Raw genomic sequence first — 14,033 nt, forward strand, 5'->3', positions numbered from 1 at the left:
ACCGCCTCCAGGCCATCGAGCGCGAGACAGACGTGGCCTGACAGTTGAGGACGAAGAAACGTACGGGACTGAGGACTTAAGTCCGTACGCCGACACCTGGGCCGTCGTCGCCCGCCCCGAGCTGCTGACCGGGGCCGGTTGCGAAGCCCCCACCCCTGCTGCCCTGCGGTTCATCAATGAACTCGTTGAGGCCGGGGCGACCGAGGTGGTCCGGCCTGCCTGCCCGCGCTGCCACGGAGTGAAGGCGCTGTCCAAACTGCTGGAGGGCAAGAGGATCTGCCGAGCCTGCTTTACCCGCCACGCGGCAGTCCCCTGCTCCGGCTGCGGCGCCGTGCGCGAGCCCGCCACCCGCGACTCTGAGGGCCGGCCGTTGTGTCCGAACTGCATGATCAGACAGCCCTCGAACCTGGAGGAGTGCGTCGGCTGCCCCCGACGCATGCCCGTCGCGACCCGACTGCCCGACGGTCCCCGCTGCAACAACTGCCGACCAAAGATCACCGCGGAGTGCGGCATCTGCGGACGAATGGCGGCCTGCGAGATGTCCCGGGCCACCGGTCAGCCGTGGTGCGAACGCTGCCAGCACCGATGGGTGACCTGCAGCGGCTGCGACTCCGTCGCCCAGGCCCGCGGCGGCACCTGGGAGGCGCCGTTGTGCGCAAAGTGCACCAACCCCGACCCCGACTTCTGGGGCCGCTGCCCGGTCTGCACCACCACCTGGCAGCTCAGCCCCCGCCCCTGCCAGCGATGCGTCCTCGACCAGCAAGTACACGACCTCCTTGGTGATGACACCGGGGCCCTACGTCCTGAACTCGCCCTGTTCCAGCAGGTGTTGACGAAAGCCGAGCGCCCGGACGTCGCCCTGGCCTGGATCTCCCGCTCGAAAGCACGAGATCTTCTGGAGCGCATAGGCCGCGACGAGCGGCCCGTCACCCACGAGGTCCTCGACGAACTACCCCCGGGCAAGGTGCTGGCTCACCTGCGCAGTGTCCTGGTTGCGACCGGCGCCCTCCCGCCCCGCGACGAACGGCTCATCGCTCTGGAGAAATGGATCACCACCACGGTCCAGGCCCGCACCGATCTCGCCGAGCGCCGGATCCTGCACGGCTACGCGGTCTGGCATCACATGCGCCGGCTCCGCCGGCGCATTGGCGACGACCACACCACCCAGCTCCAGGATCTGAACGTGCGCTGCCACGTCACCGCGGCCGACAACTTCCTCACCTGGCTCACCGGTGAAGGGCTCACGCCAGGGACCTGCACCCAGCCGGACCTGGAACGGTGGATGGCCGACGCCACGGTCAGCTACCGCGACGAGACCGGCCACTTCATCCGCTGGTCGGTACAGCACCGACATGCCCGCGGCCTGACCTACGGCACCGTCCGCTGGACCGGACGCTCGGCACCATCGACAGCGAGAAACGCTGGGCTGACGCTCGCCGCCTCCTCAACGACGACACGCTGCCGACCCCGGACCGCGTCGCGGGACTGCTACTGATCCTCTACGCACAGAAGATCGCCACCATCAGCCAACTCACCGTCGATGACGTCCACTTCGACGGCGACACTGCCTCCATCACGTTCGGCACCTCGCCGGTCATCCTGCCCGCGCCGTTGGCCAGCCGCGTCCGCGAGCTCGTCGCAACCCGCCGCGGCAAGGCCAAGATCGGCACTCCGGAGGACGTTCCCTGGCTGTTCCCGGGAGGACATCCAGGGCGCCCCCTCACCGACAGCCAGATCGGCATCCGTCTCCATAAGATCGGGATCCGACCGAAACAGGATCGCTCCACCGCACTGTTCGCTCTCGCGACCGAACTCCCCGCCGCGATCCTCGCCCGGATGCTCGGTGTCCACATCAAGGTCGCCGTCCAGTGGCAGCAGGCATCCGCGGGGGACTGGGCCGCCTACGCCGCCGATGTCAGCCGCCGCACTTCACCCCAACATCCGATCCACGAAGCAGGAGCGACGACATGAGATTCGACGACCACCGCGTGGTCATCACGGCCGCCGGCCGTGATTTCGGCCGCACCCTGGCCATCCGTCTCGCAGACCTTGGCGCCGAGGTCTTCCTCTCCGCCCGGAACCTCGCCGCCGCTGAGCGTGTCCGCGACGAGATTCGCGACCGAGGACAGCGGCAAGTCCACGCCTTCTCCTGCAACTTGACGGACCCCGCCTCGATCCGAGACTTCGCTGCCGACGTCGCGCGGCACACCGACCGCATCGACGTGCTGATCAACAACGGCTCCCGCTACCTCGAAGGCCCAGACCTCCAATCCGCCTCCGACGCCGACATCGTCGACACCATCGCATCCGGTGCCACCGGCACCGTCCTAACCGTGAAGAACTTCCTCCCTCTCCTGCTCAACTCGGATAAGCCGGACGTCGTGACCATGGTCTCCGCTTGCGGAACGGCCGGGCATCACCGCTCGGACGCGCACGACGCTTTCTACGCGGCCAAGAACGCCCAAACAGGGTTCGCCGAGATCCTCTCCAAGCGTCTGCGGCCCCAGGGAGTCCGCGCGATCTCCCTCTACCCGCCGGACTTCGCCAACCCTGACCCGCTCTCCGAGGAATGGGAGACCACACCGCGCGAGGCCAAGGACGCCCTCACCGCTCAGTCACTCGTGGAGTGCATCCTCTTCGCCGTCGCCCAGCCCCGAGACTGCTTCATCAAGGCGTTCCACTTCGAACAGGTATGACCGATTCCTGGCACCTCCACACAAGGCGGCTGACACCGGGGTCCGGGGCGGCACACTGGCCCCGGGCCGGGGTATTCAGACAGTTCCAATACCCGACTCCACCATTAGCCGTCTACCCCGCCGAGACAATCGAGGCGCACAGGGCATTTATCGCCCGCCGCCGGGCCACTCGGCCCAGCGAGGAATACCGGACTCCCACCGAGGAGGAGTGGGATTCCTTCCTCGCGCACTTCGAGAAACGCAAGGTGTCCATCGGAACCTGCGGCCGCGCCTTTTCCACCCCTTGTATTCATGAGCGCGCTTGTGTCAGATGTGCACTCCTCAGGCCGGACCCGGCCCAACGGGACCGCCTCGAGGAGATCCGCGACAACCTCATCGCCCGCATCGCCGAAGCCGAACGCGAAGGCTGGCTCGGTGAGGTTGAAGGGCTCCGTGTCAGCCTGGCCGGAGCGGAAGACAAGCTCGCACAGGTCACCAGACGCACAGCCAGTGCGTTGGTCGCCCTCCCGATGCCGACTCTCCGAAGGGAGCCGTGAGCATGGCCGGGATGACGGCGTCTGCGCCAACGGGACGAAGCGTTGGTGTTTCGCTATGCGCCGGAGGACAGTCGGCTTGCGGCCTGGTCCCATGGCTGAGGTTCGACCAGGTCGTCCCTGTCGAAGGCGTCCTCCTCGAACCAGCCCGTCCCCGCGAGCCATGTCTCCAGCCACGCTACGAGGCTGGCGGAGTCGAGGAACCAACACTGATCCCACGATCCGCCGCTATACGGGTTCGGCTCGAAGAGCAGGACCTGACCGTCCTCACTGAGACAATCTACGCCTGCGTACATGCCACAGCCCCAGGTCAGGATCGGTACGACGCCTTCGGGCCACTCCGGGTGCTCCACGCCAACGGACGCCTCACGTCGCGTCAGGTATTCGCCAGCGACGCTGGAGCCCGGACCAAGCAGCGGCAGCAGTCGGTAGTCAGGGCCGAAGCCGCCGTCAGCGACCTCGCGATACAGGCGCACAAGTAGGGGATGCAGCGCGAAGCCCAGTCGCCCCTCGGCCTCCGCAATCTCGGCATCGCCGACAGGCGCGGAAAGGTCCTCGTTGTCCGATGCCCCGAGTGGCGACGCGTTGCACCAGGTCATCAATGTCGGTCATGACCGTGATGCTGTCAGAGCCCGCCGACATGCCGACGGCCAGGGCCGCCGAGCGGACCGCTGGGCGACAGGAAGTTCAGAGAAGACGAACAATCAATGCTCGTTTTCCAGTGCTGCGAAGAGTTCAGCACACTCGCTGGCGAAGGAGCACAGCTGGTCCACGAACTGCCGAATACCCTGCGGATCCCGGTCCCTATGGGGCGGAGCGTCGGTCCACTGCTGCCACAAGCCACCTACGGCAAGGTAGCGGGATGCGTGCTCGGTCCCGAGGGCGGCATCGAGGTGAAGCAGCGCGCCAAGAGCAATGCCTTGGTCGTAGTCGAGGTCAGGCCGCAGCAAGTAGTGATCAAGGTATCTACACAGCAAATCTGCGTCGGCACTGTCGCCGAACGTGGCAAGAGTGACGCAGTAGGCCGCGCCGGCATAGGGCCCTCCGCTGGCCAGCAGAAGTTCGCCGATACGACTTCGGAACTCGGTCCTGCCAGCCACAACAACCAGCCAGGAGGCAGTCTTACACTCCCGCCACCCACCTTCGAAAAGGATGCCGAGCTCAGCGGGAGTGATCTCCGAGGCAGCTTGGACCAACTCCCTCATGAACAGATCGCGCTCAGGCCCGCTCAACCGCAGCGAGCTTCCACCCAACCGAAGGTACCGGCGTCCGGGCGTGACGAATCGGCGGACCAAGCCCGACAGCTCAGGGTCAGTGTTGGCATGACGCATAGCTGCATCCTTGCCCGGGTCAACACCCGGCTGCCAGCGGTTTAACCCCAGGGGCCGCCGAGCGGCGATCGTTAGTTCAGAGAAGCCTGCGTCCGCTGCCCGATGCTCCAGGCCAACCCCAAGATGCTGCCCCGCCTCGCGGAGATCGAGACGGACCTACTCCTGCGCCGCAAGCGAGCCCAAGAGGAGCACTGGCTCGGCGAAGTCGAAGGCATCGACTCGACCCTGACCTTCCTCCGCGCCAAACAGGCCGAAGCCGCCCGCCTCACCAAGAGACCCACCACCGACCTCGGCATCCCACGCCCACGCCCCGAGGAGACCGAGTGATCAACAGCAAAGCACGATCGGATGAAGCGCAGAGAAGGAGCCTATTGTGCAACAAGGTGCTGCTCTTCGAGGACACCGGCGGGCTGCTGCCCAACGGCACGATCGTTGCACCCCGCCAGCCCCTTACGATCCCGGTGGGAGGCGCAGCATGACGACCATCGCGGCCGACCTGATCGTTCCGTACATCACCGCCCGCGAGGCGAAGAGGCGGACTCCCTCCTCAACCTGCGCGTGCACATCGGTCCGGACCGCCGCCCGCAGCTCGGATACGTGGACGAGGCGCCGCCCGACCGGGACCTGCGCGGCGTCCTGTGGGCCCGGTACTCCATGTCGGTCGACATCAACGGAATGCCCACCGGAACCCCGAGGTGGCGGCTGGTGCACCCGCTCCGGCAGCGCACCACGATGGCGCTCCTCCGCTGCCAGGTGTGCACGGTCCAGTTGAAGCGCAGCGACGGCATCCTCTTCGCGGAGACAGCCGACGACCTCGACTGCGCCGGACCCATAAAGACCGCGCAGCCCCCGGTCTGTCTGGCGCACGCCCGGATGGCGGCCCAACGGTGCCCCCGGCTCAGGAGCAAGGGGCGCGTCGCGCTGCTGGCCACGCGGTTCCCGCTCTACGGCGTCATCGGTACCGCGTACCGGTACAACTCCGACGGTATCCAAGCCCTTGCTGGCACAGACGTTCCCATCTCCTACAACCACCCTCAGATCGGCTGATTCCTCGCCTCCCAGCTCGTACGTGAACTGCGAGACTACGAGGTCGTCAATTTGGACGATCTTGCGCCCACCACCTAGACGGCCGCCCGGCGGTCCTGCGCGGAGGACCGGACCGTCGGGCAGCTCTCCACCGGTGCAAGTACGTTCTCGCGCCGTCTACCACGACACCGTCGGCCTGCGAGAGCCAGCGAGAACGGAGCATGTCCGCCGATAGCCTCCCGGCCCACCGGCACGCTGTCGCTGGCATACCGCCCCTCGAACACGTACGACCGAAGGAACTTCATGACGAACACGACCGTCGAGCCCGACGAGGCGACCCGCCTGCGGAATCACCTCGGACACGTACACGAGTGTCCTGCCCCAACTCATGACCGCCGAGGCAGAGTCAACGAGTGCGGTCGTGCCCCGGTCCCCACAGAAGGAGACTCCTTCGAGCAAGGAGCGCGACGAGGCCGAGAGCGAGGACCGGGACACCGAACCAACGCCCGAGGCTGACGAGGGTGGGCCAGACGAGGGACCGAGTCCCGCCGCGTGACCCGCGTCCCCAATTTGTCCCCACGATCATGAAACCATGATCTCGAAGGGCCGCCAAGACCCTGCTGCACTCAGCTCCGACCAGCTAAGGCGCTGGTCAGAACGTTTTTCCTTAACCACTTGCTGGTGGGGCGGGTGGGACTCGAACCCATAAGAGTGACGGCTCTCACCTGCGACGATGCCGAAACTACGGACAATACATCCCGTTTCTGTCCGGCTGGATCCCGCTCGATCCGGCTCGGACTGGGGGCCGTGCGGCGTTCGCCGCACCAGTTCCTCTCCGCTTCAACGCGCCCACAGACCCCCGAGCCGTACGGCGGGCCTCGGATCCGAGGGGCAACGGATCACCCTGGGCTGCGACAAGCTTCATGAGTTCCAGAACACCGCGCGTGGTTACGTTCCGTAGTTAACGGGTCTTTGCCAAAAGCGTTGGGTCGGCGTGTCACCGCCGAGCGATACTGCGGACAGGCAGCGTTTGTGATCACAGCAGTCAGGTCGCAAAAGGATCACAACCTTGCAGATCGCGGATTTCGCAGTCCGCCCAATGTCAGCGAGGTGCGGCCGCTCCTCTGCCTGCGCGGACTGCGCTCCGTGGGCTTCGTGCCCGCCCTCGAGTAGAGTTCCTAAGCTCGACGGTCGGCCTGTCGGCGACAACCACGCCGCCTTCCAGTAGCGCGACCCGTCTGACCGCGACTTCGTCTGCGTGTGAGCCGACGGCGTACACCCCCAAGGTCCGGCTCGACCAGGGCCACAACCGCGAGACGCCCCAGGGGGTGCTCAAGATGACACCGGAAACCTGGACCTACCCTGCCCGAGCGCGGGGTCCGGGCCGGCCCAGTTACATGAGTAGAGATCAAGCTCCAAAAGCTGCCGGTCTTATCCAGCGACGTATGCGACAGCATCGTGGCTATGGATGCTTTCGAGGTTGCGGATGCGCACTGAGTGGCGAAGGCCTCGATCCCGGCACGCAAGGCTGACGTCGCGGGCCATGTCCTCGACGAATACAGGGTGGTCGTACGCCTGCATGGTGAGGACACGCTCGTCTACGCGCTTGACCAAAGGCACTACGGGAGCCGAAGCGGAAGACGTCAACAACCTCACGGCGCTCTGCACCGGCAGGGGGTACGGGGTGTCTCCCTGGCCCGTCACGTTGAGCGTAATCCGGCTGCGCTGATTGTGCGCACCGTAGTCGGAGATTGCCTTCGAACATGGACAGAGGCTGGTGACCTCGCTGGTCACTGCCGTTGCTACTGTCACGTCGCCGTTGTTCCAGCGCCCTTCGATACAGACGTCGTGAACCTGTTTCGACTCACGGCCGCTGGCCGGCGCTACGACGGTCGTGCTGATAGGCATGGCCATCGTCACAGTAACCGCGGGCGCATCCAACAGTTCCGCTCCGGCCTTGAGGACCTGCGGCAACTGCCGGGGGTCGAGTCTCTGAAGGTGGTCGTGCGCGAGAGCGACCATGCGGCTCATGTGCGTGCCTCGGCGGTCGTGTTGGAGCCGCACGGTGATCGCGATATCCGCAATGCCGTCCTGACGGAGGCAGCCATCCTCGAAGTACACGGGATACCGAAGGCCACTGATGCCGACCTCGTTGATCTCGATGCCGCGAGAGTCAGTCTCATTCTGAATGTCATGCATGCTCACTCGCCCCGATAGGTGCAACCGGATGTGCACGTCTCGCGGACGGTGAGGGCTGAGAGTGCGGGCAGGGTCGGCTGCAGGCGCCCCCAGATCCAGCGGGCGAGAACCTCGCTAGTCGGGTTCTCTAGGCCCTCGATGTCATTGAGGTAGTAGTGGTCCAGTTGAGCTTCGAGCGGCTTGAAGGCTCGCTTAACGTCACCAAAGTCCATGACCCAACCGGCCTCGGGGTCGACGGGGGCTTCTACGTGAACGATGACCTTGTAAGAGTGGCCATGCAGTCGCGCGCACTTGTGGCCCTCTGGAACCTTGGGCAGGCGGTGCGCCGCTTCGAACGTGAACTCGCGAAAAATTTCCATTACTGAATTCCCAGATACTTGTGCGTCTGGAGAGAGAGGATCCAGCGCGGGTTCTTCATGCAGTAGTCGACAGTGGCCCGGGTGTTAGCTTCTACGTCGGGTCCGTCCATGGGCTGGAGACGGAAGAATTGGAAGTCGAGGTTCTCGAACTGGCCCGGGTCTCCGCCCAACTGCGGATAGACAAGCTTCAACTCGTCGCCGCTTGTGACGACCACGTCAGACCCGATCTTCGGGCTGACACAGAGCCAGTCGATTCCCGGCGGCGGTACGCGGGTGCCGTTCGTCTCCACCGCAACCTCGAAACCCCTGGCGTGCAGAGCTTCGATGGCTGCCTCGTCAAGCTGCAGAAGCGGCTCACCCCCGGTGCACACCACAAAGCGGTGTTCCAGGGCGGTTGAAGGCCACGCCTGCTCGACTGCTTGGGCGAGGTCATCAGGGGACGCGAATCGGCCACCACCTTCGCCGTCGGTTCCAACGAAATCGGTATCGCAGAACTGGCAAATCGCCCGATGCCGATCCTTCTCAAGACCTGTCCAGAGATTGCACCGCGAGAAGCGGCAGAAGACAGCGGGTCGGCCCGCATGGCTCCCTTCGCCTTGCAAGGTGTAAAAGATCTCTTTGACCAGATAGGTCATTCTCAGACGCCCTGGTACTGCACGGGGTCAGTGGTACCAGCCTCGGCGAACCCCTTTAGGCGGAGCAGGCAGGTCTCGCAACGGCCACAGGCCCGACCTTGCTCATCCGGGTCATAGCAGCTGGACGTCTGGGAGTAGTCGACACCCAAGCGCAGGCCCGCTCGAACGATGTCGGCCTTGGACATCGCGATGAGGGGGGAATGGAGCTTGAGCTCCTGAGTTCCCTCAAGGCCAGCCCTGGTCGCAAGGTTCGCCATCTTGGCGTACGCGTCCATGTACTCAGGACGGCAGTCGGGGTAGCCGCTGTAGTCGACGGCGGTCACGCCGGTGAAGATGTCGCTCGCGCCAACGGTCTCCGCGTAGGCCAGGGCGAACGACAGGAAGATCGTGTTACGTGCCGGCACGTAGGTGATGGGCACGCTGCTGCCTGCGTCACTGTTGCTGGCGTCGTCCAGCGAGTCGTGCTTCGGGACGTCGATATCAGCAGTAAGAGCGGAGCCACCGAAAACTCGCAGGTCGATGTCTGCGATGACGTGGCGGGCTACGCCCTGAGTCTCTGCCACGCGCTTGGCGGCTTCCAGTTCCACACTGTGCCGCTGGCCGTACCGGAAGCTGAGCGCGTACGGCGTGTAGCCCTGGTCCTTGGCGATGGCCAGAACTGTCGTCGAGTCCAGGCCGCCGCTCAGTAGAACGATCGCGGGACGTCCCATGCCTTGCTCCCTAGTTAGCTCTTCGTGTACTGGTGCACCCTAGCGCCAAAACTGACGGGTAGAGTAACCGCAACAAGTTACTAGTTAAGGCCGTCGGGAGTGGGACTGCGTGAGGCAACTATCGTTGGTGGTCACTTGCACGGACCGTAAGGCCGTTGTGCCGGAGACCACGCTCCATGCAAGATCGCTACCGGCCGGCAGCGTGAAGGACCGCTCCGCAGCGTGGAGAGAGCGCGTCGAGACGGCTTCGAACACGAAGCCCCTAAGCGAGCTCTACCGCGGCGATCACTGGACACAGGCCCGTCGGCTAACTGCCGCGGCCGCGAAGGCCAGATTTGAAGCGGAACTGTGGGTGGCGTCGGCCGGCCTCGGCCTCCAGCCAGTATCGGCGTCGGCACCTGCCTACGCGGCGACCTTCAGTACTCGACACGCAGACTCCGTCACCGCTTCTACGGCTGACAGTGCCCAGTGGTGGGGGCACCTTCAAGAAGGAACTGGCCGCAAGACCCTAGAGGAACTCGGCCGACAGGGCCCGGTCCTCATGGTCCTGTCCGAGGTGTACGCAAATGCCATGAAGGCCGATATCCAGGGGCTGGCCGGCGTCGGGGGCGAAGTCCTGCTAGTGGGAGGCGTCGAGAAGATCCCCGGCATCCAGAGAGTCGCCTCTAACGCGTGCCTGCGACGCACACTCGGCGGCACTCTGACGAGCCTGAACGTTCGCATGGCCGCCTCATGGCTTGAACACTGTGAGGACGGCAGGCTGACCTCGACTGCTACCAGTGACTCGTGGCAGCGGTGGGCTTCAAACGTAGCTGAGCCTGAGCGGTACAACCGGACGCCCATATCCGACGAGGACGTCATGGCGTTCATCAAGCGTGAGAACGCGTCGCATCCTGGCATCTCGCGGTCGCGACTTCTGCGTGCTCTACGTGACGGAAACCAGGCATGCGAGCAGAGCAGGTTCGCCAACTTGTACATCCGAGCTATGGGGGAACGGTGACAGAGAACGTCATCAAGCGCAGAGCCCTGCGCATTGAGCAGAACCCGAATATTCCCCTGTACCTGTTTGCCCTGGAAGCGCGAGAAATCGATCTCGTAGCCGATGTTGCACGGATCTCCCGGGATGAGGCCGGCAAGCTCTTTGGCTATCAACGTCCCGAAAAGAAGCAGCACGTTAAGCAAATTCTGGAGTACCTCGACGGTGAAGATGTGCTGTTCCCAAATGGGCTCATCCTCGCCCTGCCCACCACGGTACGGTTTAAAGGTAGTCGCGGCCCCAATCCGGGCGACGGACTGGCAACCATCGGAACCCTTGAGATTCCGCTACCGGAGTCGCGGGACGCGCCTCGTCCGGCTCTGATCGTCGATGGTCAGCAGCGAAGCCGCGCGCTTGCACTCACTCGGCGAACCACCCTTCCGATCACAGTGGCAGGATTTGTGGCCGAAGATCTTGACATCCAGCGCGATCAGTTCCTGCGCGTCAACACGGTGTCTCCTCTTCCGAGCAATTTGGTATCAGAACTCCTCCCAGAAGTGAACACCCAACTTCCGACCAGGCTGTCCGCTCGAAAGCTTCCCGCGATCCTCGTTAACGCACTAAACCAGGACAATGACTCACCTTTCAAGGGGCTCGTTAAGCAGGCGTCAACGACCCCCGATAAGAAGTCAGACACTGTCGTCAAAGACAACAGCCTCATCACTGCGATCACGGAATCATTGTCACCTTCCGGTGTCCTTTTCTCGTACAAAAACCTAGCCAACGGAACCACCGACACTGCGAGCATTCGGAAGATTCTGGTTGTCTACTGGACGGCAGTGAAGGACACCTTCCCTGAAGCTTGGGGACTGCCTCCCGCCAAGAGCCGCCTTATGCATGGTGTCGGAATCAGGTCGCTGGGCCGCCTCATGGATCGGGTTATGGAGCGAGTCTTGTTTGATGCCGATATCGACTCGCCAGATATTAGCGACAGGGTCATGACTGAACTGGCGCTCATTAAGCCGCACTGCCATTGGACCAAGGGGCGCTGGCCTGAAATCAACACCCCTTGGAACGAGTTGCAGAACACTCCCCGCCATATCAGTATCCTGTCAAACTATCTGATTCGCGTCTATCGTGATTCGAGGATGGGTGCTTCGTGAAGTTCTACTTCCCAGATAGCCAAGATCAGATCTACCCCAGGTACGACTTCATCAATGATGAGTACCCAGACGAGCGAGTCCGCCAACGGGATGACCTGTACGCCCATCAGGCAGTAAAGCCCGCGCCCTACGATGGGATACTGGTCAGCAAAGCCATCGTAGACGGATCGGTCAAGGGAGCCGGGAAGTACAGCGCCCCTCAGCGGGACCGTCTCTATCGCGACGGCGTGAAGACCTTTTTCGGGCTACCCGACCCGATAGAAAGTCTCGGTGACTGCGGAGCCTTCAACTACATCAATGAAGAGTACCCCCCGTACAGAGTTGAGGACGTTCTCCATTACTACACGGAGTGCCGATTCAACTCGGGAATCAGTATCGACCATGTGATCTTCGGTTATCGACCTGATGCCCCTGACAAGGACGTTGATCCGGCGTGGGTAAAGCGTCGTGAGATTTCGCTCGACTTGGCAGAAAAGTTCATCAAAGCTACCGAGAGTCACAATCGCCTAGTCACGGGCAGGAAGCAACATCTGGAACCGATTGGCGCGGCGCAGGGGTGGAGCCCGGCCAGTTACGCGGACAGCGTCGTCCAACTTCAGAAAATGGGCTACAGGCGAATCGCCCTGGGTGGCATGGTTCCACTGAAGACGCCGGAAATACTGGCTTGCTTGGAAGGGATCTCTGAGGTTCGCAAGAGTGGGGTCGGGTTTCATCTACTCGGAATCACCCGTATCGCCAGCATGGAACGCTTCGCCAAATATCATGTCACCAGCTTCGACAGTACGTCAGCATTCCGGCAAGCTTTCATGGACGAGCGAAATAACTACCACACCGCCGACCGCTCATACCTAGCAATCAGAGTCCCCCAGGTTGACGGGAACCCCACCCTAAAGAAGCTGATCTTGGCGGGCGTGGTGTCGCAGTCGGCAGCCATTAAGGCCGAACGGGAATGTCTCAAATTGCTACGCCAGTATGAAGCCGACGAGAACTTTGAAGTGCAGGAGGTCATCGATGCCTTGTACGCCTATCAATCTCTCATCGGTGACGCCAAGAAACTGAAGAAGGTTGATGACTACAGGGACACTCTTGTCGACCGCCCTTGGAATCACTGCCGATGCGAACTCTGCAAGAAGCACAAGATCGACATGGTCATCTTCCGTGGAACAGAGCGAAACAAACGTCGCGGGTTCCATAACATGACGGTACTCGAAGCCAAGATGCGCAAGCTTCCACTCACATAATCGCCTATACCGCGCATAGCACTCAAAGTAACTTAAACAGGAGATGATGTGGCCGACCGCTACGTACTGAAGGTTCCCGCCCTCAAGGTGCTCCAAGGCGACAAGGAGATCTACTGCTTCGCTGTAGACGGAAAGAAGTTGGAAGACTTTGCCGCCGTCTCGCGCATCCGGCGCGACAGCCAGAAGAAGCTGCAGGGGTACCAGCGGCCCGAGGTCCAAAGCCACATCCGCTCGATCCGTCGCTACCTTGAGTCCGAGGGGGCGATGCTTCCCAACGCCGTGGTTCTCGGTTTCGATGATCGCGTCACGTTCGAACCCGCGGTGCGCGGCGGCAGTGTGAGCTACTCCATCCCCGGCGAGCTGATCATCCCGGTCGACGAATCACTGGCTGATGAAGAGAAGCCGGCCTGGCTCGTGGACGGTCAGCAGCGCAGCGCCGCCATCAGGGACGCTGACCTTGCAGAGTTCCCCGTCGCAGCAGTGGGCTTCATTGCGTCTCAGGAAGAGCAGCGGTCGCAGTTCATCTTGGTCAACTCGACCAAGCCACTGCCCAAGGGGCTCGTGTATGAACTCCTGCCGGAGACCACCGCCAAGTTGCCGCGCTCGTACGCGCGCCGTCAACTCGCTGCGAAGATCATGGTCCTTCTGAATATGGGGGACGGTCCTTTCTGCGGAAGGATCAGCAGCCCCACATCGCCCACCGGCAACATCAAGGACAACAGCATCCTGAGGATGCTGGAGCACAGCATCTACGAGGGCTCCTTGTACCAGTACCGGAACGCTGAGGACGGTACCGGGGACGAGGAAGCGATGCTGGCGCACCTTCTGTCCTTCTGGACGGCAGTGGAGAACCTCTTCGAGGATGCGTGGAACAAGCCTCCCAAGGAGTCGAGACTGACCCATGGTGTGGGCATCCAGGCCATGGGCTATGTCATGGACCGACTCACCACAGACGTCCCGTTCGACAAGGTCAACTGGGACAAGATCCGCATCACCCTGCGCCAGCTCGAGAAGCACGTGGCCTGGACTTCCGGCACGTGGAAGTTCTCGGACGGTCAGGAACGCAGTTGGAACGGGCTCCAGAACACGGCCAACGACGTGCGGCTCCTCAGCACCCACCTGCAGGCCCTAGTCAGCAAGTAGTCGAAGCTCTGCGGCCTCAAC

Annotated in this window: 15 protein-coding genes and 1 pseudogene; 10 read left to right on the plus strand and 6 right to left on the minus strand. The window is 63.0% G+C overall.

Going from position 1 to position 14,033, the window contains the following annotated elements; genetic code table 11:
• Positions 1-436: 436 nt before the first annotated feature.
• The 3 genes from ACIP8W_RS28395 to ACIP8W_RS28405 all read left to right on the plus strand — a co-directional run bounded on the left by ACIP8W_RS28395 (position 437) and on the right by ACIP8W_RS28405 (position 2,696).
• A complete protein-coding gene (locus tag ACIP8W_RS28395; protein WP_402205190.1) occupies positions 437-1,495 on the plus strand; it encodes a hypothetical protein in 1,059 nt (352 codons plus the stop codon).
• Between the two features lie 116 nt (positions 1,496-1,611).
• Positions 1,612-1,971, plus strand: a complete 360-nt coding sequence (locus ACIP8W_RS28400) for a hypothetical protein (RefSeq protein ID WP_402205192.1) — start codon at positions 1,612-1,614, stop codon at positions 1,969-1,971.
• On the plus strand, positions 1,968-2,696 hold the full coding sequence (locus ACIP8W_RS28405) for an SDR family oxidoreductase (RefSeq protein WP_402205194.1): 729 nt from the start codon (positions 1,968-1,970) through the stop codon (positions 2,694-2,696). The genes ACIP8W_RS28400 and ACIP8W_RS28405 overlap by 4 nt, the downstream gene beginning before the upstream one ends.
• A 589-nt stretch (positions 2,697-3,285) precedes the next feature.
• Here the strand turns inward: ACIP8W_RS28405 and ACIP8W_RS28410 are convergent.
• Both ACIP8W_RS28410 and ACIP8W_RS28415 read right to left on the minus strand, forming a co-directional pair.
• Positions 3,286-3,871: pseudogene (locus tag ACIP8W_RS28410) on the minus strand (SMI1/KNR4 family protein).
• Between the two features lie 62 nt (positions 3,872-3,933).
• Complete coding sequence (locus ACIP8W_RS28415) at positions 3,934-4,560, minus strand: DUF6000 family protein (RefSeq protein ID WP_391296808.1); 627 nt, start codon at positions 4,558-4,560, stop codon at positions 3,934-3,936.
• A 102-nt stretch (positions 4,561-4,662) separates the two neighbouring features.
• Here ACIP8W_RS28415 and ACIP8W_RS28420 point away from each other — a divergent pair, with 102 nt between their 5' ends.
• From ACIP8W_RS28420 to ACIP8W_RS28430, 3 genes are all read left to right on the plus strand, one after another.
• Positions 4,663-4,887: a recombinase gene (locus ACIP8W_RS28420; RefSeq protein ID WP_402205196.1), complete on the plus strand. Its 225-nt coding sequence runs from the start codon at positions 4,663-4,665 to the stop codon at positions 4,885-4,887.
• Complete coding sequence (locus ACIP8W_RS28425; RefSeq protein ID WP_402205198.1) at positions 4,884-5,039, plus strand: DUF5999 family protein; 156 nt, start codon at positions 4,884-4,886, stop codon at positions 5,037-5,039. Before ACIP8W_RS28420 ends, ACIP8W_RS28425 begins: the two co-directional genes overlap by 4 nt.
• A gap of 79 nt (positions 5,040-5,118) precedes the next feature.
• Entirely contained in the window at positions 5,119-5,607 is a 489-nt protein-coding gene (locus ACIP8W_RS28430) for a hypothetical protein (protein ID WP_401957838.1), read from the plus strand.
• A gap of 1,410 nt (positions 5,608-7,017) precedes the next feature.
• On the opposite strand, the gene ACIP8W_RS28435 is transcribed toward ACIP8W_RS28430, so the two are convergent.
• Genes ACIP8W_RS28435 through queC form a run of 4 tightly spaced genes read right to left on the minus strand, consistent with a single transcriptional unit; the run spans position 7,018 to position 9,489 of the window.
• The gene (locus ACIP8W_RS28435) at positions 7,018-7,785 is read right to left on the minus strand and encodes a GTP cyclohydrolase I FolE2 (protein ID WP_402205200.1); all 768 of its coding nucleotides are present in this window, start codon (positions 7,783-7,785) and stop codon (positions 7,018-7,020) included.
• Between the two features lie 2 nt (positions 7,786-7,787).
• Positions 7,788-8,144: a 6-carboxytetrahydropterin synthase QueD gene (gene queD, locus ACIP8W_RS28440; RefSeq protein ID WP_351001622.1), complete on the minus strand. Its 357-nt coding sequence runs from the start codon at positions 8,142-8,144 to the stop codon at positions 7,788-7,790.
• On the minus strand, positions 8,144-8,779 hold the full coding sequence (gene queE, locus ACIP8W_RS28445) for a 7-carboxy-7-deazaguanine synthase (protein ID WP_402205202.1): 636 nt from the start codon (positions 8,777-8,779) through the stop codon (positions 8,144-8,146). The genes queD and queE overlap by 1 nt, the downstream gene beginning before the upstream one ends.
• Positions 8,780-8,781: 2 nt before the next feature.
• Positions 8,782-9,489 (minus strand): 7-cyano-7-deazaguanine synthase QueC, encoded by a 708-nt coding sequence (gene queC, locus ACIP8W_RS28450; protein WP_351001626.1) that lies wholly within the window; start codon positions 9,487-9,489, stop codon positions 8,782-8,784.
• Between the two features lie 571 nt (positions 9,490-10,060).
• On the opposite strand from queC, the gene ACIP8W_RS28455 reads away from it, so the two are divergent.
• From ACIP8W_RS28455 to dbpB (ACIP8W_RS28470), 4 genes are read left to right on the plus strand one after another with little or no spacing between them, the layout of a single operon-like run.
• Positions 10,061-10,489: a hypothetical protein gene (locus ACIP8W_RS28455; RefSeq protein WP_402205204.1), complete on the plus strand. Its 429-nt coding sequence runs from the start codon at positions 10,061-10,063 to the stop codon at positions 10,487-10,489.
• Positions 10,486-11,628, plus strand: a complete 1,143-nt coding sequence (gene dbpB, locus ACIP8W_RS28460; RefSeq protein ID WP_124282443.1) for a DGQHR domain-containing protein DpdB — start codon at positions 10,486-10,488, stop codon at positions 11,626-11,628. Before ACIP8W_RS28455 ends, dbpB (ACIP8W_RS28460) begins: the two co-directional genes overlap by 4 nt.
• Positions 11,625-12,869 carry a tRNA-guanine transglycosylase DpdA gene (gene dpdA, locus ACIP8W_RS28465; protein ID WP_402205207.1) on the plus strand — a complete coding sequence of 415 codons (1,245 nt, stop codon included), beginning with the start codon at positions 11,625-11,627 and terminating at the stop codon, positions 12,867-12,869. Before dbpB (ACIP8W_RS28460) ends, dpdA begins: the two co-directional genes overlap by 4 nt.
• A gap of 48 nt (positions 12,870-12,917) precedes the next feature.
• Entirely contained in the window at positions 12,918-14,012 is a 1,095-nt protein-coding gene (gene dbpB, locus ACIP8W_RS28470; protein WP_124282441.1) for a DGQHR domain-containing protein DpdB, read from the plus strand.
• Positions 14,013-14,033 lie beyond the last annotated feature (21 nt).

Origin of the sequence: Streptomyces sp. NPDC088554 (assembly GCF_044752945.1) — a bacterium.
Classification (GTDB): Bacteria; Actinomycetota; Actinomycetes; order Streptomycetales; family Streptomycetaceae; genus Streptomyces.

What these genes read in the sequence shown, in the direction of transcription:
- queE (WP_402205202.1), bottom strand. Translation starts at nt 8,779, where the DNA reads ATGACCTATCTGGTCAAAGAGATCTTTTACACCTTGCAAGGCGAAGGG.
- ACIP8W_RS28435 (WP_402205200.1), bottom strand. Translation starts at nt 7,785, where the DNA reads ATGCATGACATTCAGAATGAGACTGACTCTCGCGGCATCGAGATCAAC.
- ACIP8W_RS28405 (WP_402205194.1), top strand. Translation starts at nt 1,968, where the DNA reads ATGAGATTCGACGACCACCGCGTGGTCATCACGGCCGCCGGCCGTGAT.
- ACIP8W_RS28420 (WP_402205196.1), top strand. Translation starts at nt 4,663, where the DNA reads ATGCTCCAGGCCAACCCCAAGATGCTGCCCCGCCTCGCGGAGATCGAG.
- queD (WP_351001622.1), bottom strand. Translation starts at nt 8,144, where the DNA reads ATGGAAATTTTTCGCGAGTTCACGTTCGAAGCGGCGCACCGCCTGCCC.
- queC (WP_351001626.1), bottom strand. Translation starts at nt 9,489, where the DNA reads ATGGGACGTCCCGCGATCGTTCTACTGAGCGGCGGCCTGGACTCGACG.
- ACIP8W_RS28395 (WP_402205190.1), top strand. Translation starts at nt 437, where the DNA reads ATGCCCGTCGCGACCCGACTGCCCGACGGTCCCCGCTGCAACAACTGC.
- ACIP8W_RS28415 (WP_391296808.1), bottom strand. Translation starts at nt 4,560, where the DNA reads ATGCGTCATGCCAACACTGACCCTGAGCTGTCGGGCTTGGTCCGCCGA.
- ACIP8W_RS28455 (WP_402205204.1), top strand. Translation starts at nt 10,061, where the DNA reads ATGAAGGCCGATATCCAGGGGCTGGCCGGCGTCGGGGGCGAAGTCCTG.